The organism is Streptomyces aurantiacus JA 4570, from assembly GCF_000414115.1.
GTDB lineage: Bacteria > Actinomycetota > Actinomycetes > Streptomycetales > Streptomycetaceae > Streptomyces > Streptomyces aurantiacus_A.
The window spans coordinates 1-4,489 of record NZ_AOPZ01000388.1; the positions used below are offsets into that span (position 1 = coordinate 1).

Below are 4,489 nucleotides of genomic sequence, written 5' to 3' on the forward strand. Positions count from 1 at the left end.
GCCCAACTCCACGTACGCGGAGCCGAGATCGACTGGGCGCCGCTGTACGCCCCGGTCGAGTCCCGCCGCCGCGTCGACCTCCCCACGTACGCCTTCCAGCACCAGAGCTACTGGCTGCACGCCCCCGCCCTGACCGGCGACGTCACCTCGGCCGGGCTCGCCGCGGCCGACCACCCGCTGCTCGGCGCGGCCGTCCAGGTCGCCGGGAGCGACGCCCGCCTGTTCACGAGCCTGCTGTCGATCGACGCCCACCCCTGGCTCGCCGACCACGTCGTCGCCGGGCGGGCGCTGCTGCCCGGCACGGCCTTCGTCGAACTGGCGGTACGCGCCGGTGACGAGGTCGGCTGCGGGGTGCTGGAGGAGCTGATCCTGCAAGCCCCGCTCGTCCTGCCCGAGGACGGCACCGGCGTACAGCTCCAGCTGTGGGTGGAGGAACCGGACGACACCGGACGCCGCACCTTCACGCTGCACTCACGGCGCCAGAACGACATCCCGGACGAGCCGTGGATCCGCCACGCGGAGGGCGTCCTCGCCACCGCCGACCCGAGCACCCCCGCGCGCCCGGCCGACGGCGACCTCAGCCAGTGGCCGCCCACCGGTGCCGACGCCGTGGAGACCGAAGAGCTCTACGCGGGCTTCGCCGCCGCAGGACTCGGCTACGGCCCGGCCTTCCAGGGCGTACGAGCGGCCTGGCGCCGCGGCGACGACGTCTTCGCCGAGATCGCCCTGCCGGAGGGGGAGCGGGACGAGGCCGCCGAGTACGGCCTGCACCCGGCGCTCCTCGACGCGAGCCTCCACGGCATCGCCCTCACGGCCATCGGCCAGGACGAACAGGGGGCGGGAGCACGGCTGCCGTTCTCCTGGAGCGGTGTGTCGCTGTACGCGACCGGCGCGTCCGAGCTGCGTGTCCGCCTGACGCCCGCCGCCTCCGGCGCGGTGTCCGTCAGCATCGCCGACACCTCCGGCGAACCGGTCGCCACCGTGGACGCCCTCGTCCTGCGCGCCCTCGAGGCCGGTGAACTGGACACCGCGTCCGGCAGCGGCGACGACGACTCGCTGTTCCGCGTCGACTGGAGCGTGGTGTCCGCGCCCGCACCGGCGACAAGCGGCGCGTACGCGTACGCCGTGCTCGGTGAGGACACGCTGGGACTGCGTGCCTCCCTGGAGAACACGGGCGCCACCGTCACCGCGTACGCCGATGTGGCCGCGCTGGCCGCCGCCGTGCGCGACGGAGCCACCCTGCCCGAATCCGTCTTCGTCACCTGCGCCCGCGAGCCGGGCGACGACGGCACGGCCGCCTCGGTACGCGACTCGCTGTACGGCACGTTGGACGTGCTGGGGGAGTGGCTGGCGTTCGAGGACGCCGTCGACTCGCGCCTGGTGGTGGTGACGTCCGGTGCCGTGGGCGTGGGCTCCGGCGACGTGGTGTCCACCGCGGGCCTGGTGGACGCGCCCGTGTGGGGTCTGGTGCGGTCGGCGCAGTCGGAGAACCCCGGGCGCCTGGTCCTGGTGGACGTGGACGGCGAGCAGTCGTCGGCGTTGCTCCCCGGCGTGCTCGGCCTCGACGAGCCGCAGGTGGCGGTGCGCGGGGACGTGGTGTGGGTGCCGCGTCTGGTGCGGGCCGGCTCCGGCGCCGGAGTGCTCGACGTTCCGGCCGTCGGTTCCTGGCAGTTGGGGGTGACGGGCCGGGGCACGCTGGAGAATCTGGCGCTGCTGCCGACGGCTGACGACGCCGAGGTGTCCGGCGGCAGGCCGCTGGGCGCGGGCGAGGTGCGGATCGAGGTGCGTGCCGCGGGTGTCAACTTCCGCGACGCGCTGATCGCGCTGGGCATGTACCCCGGCGAGGCCCAGATGGGCACCGAGGGCGCCGGTGTCGTGACCGAGGTCGGCCCCGGCGTGACGGACCTGACCGTCGGCGACCGCGTCCTCGGCCTCATCGACGGTGGCTTCGGGCCGCTGGCGGTCGCGGACGCGCGGATGGTGGCGCGGATGCCGGAGGACTGGTCGTTCGCGCAGGCCGCCGCCGTTCCGACGGTGTTCCTGACGGCGTACTACGCGCTGCGGGACCTGGCGGGTCTTGAGGCGGGTGAGTCGGTTCTGGTGCACGCGGCTGCCGGTGGTGTGGGTATGGCGGCGGTGCAGCTGGCGCGGCATTTCGGTGCGGAGGTGTACGGCACCGCGAGCGCCGGGAAGTGGGGCGTGCTGCGGGAGTTGGGCATCGAGGACTCCCGTATCGCCTCCTCGCGGACCCTGGACTTCGAGGCGTCCGTGCTGGCCGCCAGCGAAGGCCGCGGTGTGGACGTCGTGCTGAACTCTTTGGCGCGGGAGTTCGTGGACGCGTCGCTGCGGCTGCTGCCGCGTGGCGGGCGTTTCGTGGAGATGGGCAAGACCGACCTCCGCGACCCCGCGGCCGTGGCTGACGCCCATGAAGGTGTCGAGTACCGGAGCTTCGACCTCGCCGAGCTGTCGCCCGACCGCGTCCACGACATGCTGGCGGAGGTGCTGTCCCTGTTCGAGCAGGGGGTGCTGGAGCCGTTGCCGGTCAAGGCGTGGGATGTGCGGCGGGCGCCGGAGGCGTTCCGTTATCTGAGTCAGGCCCGGCATGTGGGCAAGGTGGTGCTGACGCTGCCGCCGGTGTTCGACGGGCGGGGGACTGTCCTCGTGACGGGTGCGTTGGGCGGGCTGGGTCGGGTCGTGGCCCGGCATCTGGCCGCGCATCATGGCGTACGGGATCTGCTCCTTGTTTCGCGTCGGGGTGAGGACACCCCTGGTGCGGGTGAAGTGCGGGCGGAACTGGAGGAGTTGGGTTCGCGCGTCTCCATCGCGGCCTGTGATGTGGCCGACCGTGACGCGCTGGCCGCCCTCATCGACTCGGTGCGCGCTGATCTGACCGCCGTGGTGCATGCGGCGGGTGTGGTCGACGACGGTGTGGTGACGGCGTTGACGCCGGAGCGGCTGGACACGGTGTTGCGGCCGAAGGTGGACGCGGCCGTCAACCTGCACGAGCTGACGGCCGGCCTTGATCTGTCGGCGTTCGTGCTGTTCTCCTCGGCGGCCGGCGTGCTGGGCAGCGCCGGTCAGGCCAACTACGCGGCCGCCAACGCCTTCCTGGACGCTTTGGCCCAGCACCGCCGCGCCCGGGGGCTGCCCGCGACGTCGCTGGCGTGGGGTCTGTGGGCGGATCAGGGCGGCATGGCCGGAGCCCTCGACGAGGGCGACATCGACCGCATGAACCGCGCCGGAGTCGCGGCGCTGTCGGCGGAGGAGGGCCTGGCCCTCCTGGACACCTCCCTGGCCCAGCCCGACGGCGCCCTCATCCCGATGAAGCTCAACACCGAAGCTCTGCGCAAGCAGTTCGGCGCCGATGTGCCGCCCCTGTTCCGCGCCCTCATCCGCGGTGGCGTACGCAGCCGTCGCGTCGTCGAGTCCGGGCCCGCCGCGGCCGGTACCACGTTCGCCGACCAACTGGCCGCGCTGCCGCCCGAGAACCGCGAGCGCGCCCTGCTCGACCTGGTCCGCGCGCAGGTCGCCGCCGTACTCGGCTACGCCTCCGGCGAGGACGTGACCCCCACCAAGGCGTTCAAGGAGCTGGGCTTCGACTCGCTCACCTCCGTCGAACTCCGCAACCGCCTCAACGCCGCCACCGAGACACGGCTGCCCGCGGGCCTCGTCTTCGACTACCCCACGCCGAAGATCCTCGCCCAGTACCTGGGCGCCGAAATCCTCGGCGACCTGGGGGACGCGACCGGCACGGCGGCCGGCCGGGCACCGCAGGTGACGGCCGCCGCTGCCCAGGACGAGCCCATCGCCATCGTCGCGATGAGCTGCCGGTTCCCCGGCGGCGTACACAACCCCGAAGACCTGTGGCGGCTGCTCACCGACGGCGCAGAGGCCATCACCGAGTTCCCGGAGGGCCGCGGCTGGGACACCGCGTCCCTCTACGACCCCGACCCCGACCGCGTGGGCACCAGCTACGCCCGCGAAGGCGGCTTCCTGCACGACGCGGGCGAGTTCGACGCGCCGTTCTTCGGCATCTCGCCGCGTGAGGCCCTAGCGATGGACCCGCAGCAGCGGCTCCTCCTGGAGACCTCCTGGGAAGCGTTCGAGCGCGCCGGCATCGACCCGGCGACGCTGCACGGCAGCCCCACGGGTGTCTTCGCCGGTCTCATCTACCACGAGTACGGCTCCCAGCTCGCCAGCGTCCCCGAGGACCTCGGCGGCTACCTCGGCACCGGCAGCTCCGGCGCCATCGCCTCGGGCCGCATCTCGTACTCCCTCGGCCTCGAAGGCCCCGCGGTGACCGTCGACACGGCCTGCTCGTCGTCCCTGGTCGCCCTGCACCGGGCACCTTCCTGGAGTTCAGCCGCCAGCGCGGCCTCGCCCCCGACGGCCGCTGCAAGCCCTTCGCGGCCGCCGCCGACGGCACGGGCTGGGGCGAGGGCGTCGGCATGCTGGTCCTGGAGCGGTTGTCGGACGCGCGGCGCAACGG

1 protein-coding gene is annotated in these 4,489 nt (G+C 73.4%); it reads left to right on the forward strand.

What is annotated here, in order from left to right; genetic code table 11:
- On the forward strand, positions 1-4,489 hold a 4,489-nt coding region (locus STRAU_RS43160), incomplete at both ends, for an SDR family NAD(P)-dependent oxidoreductase (protein WP_203227490.1).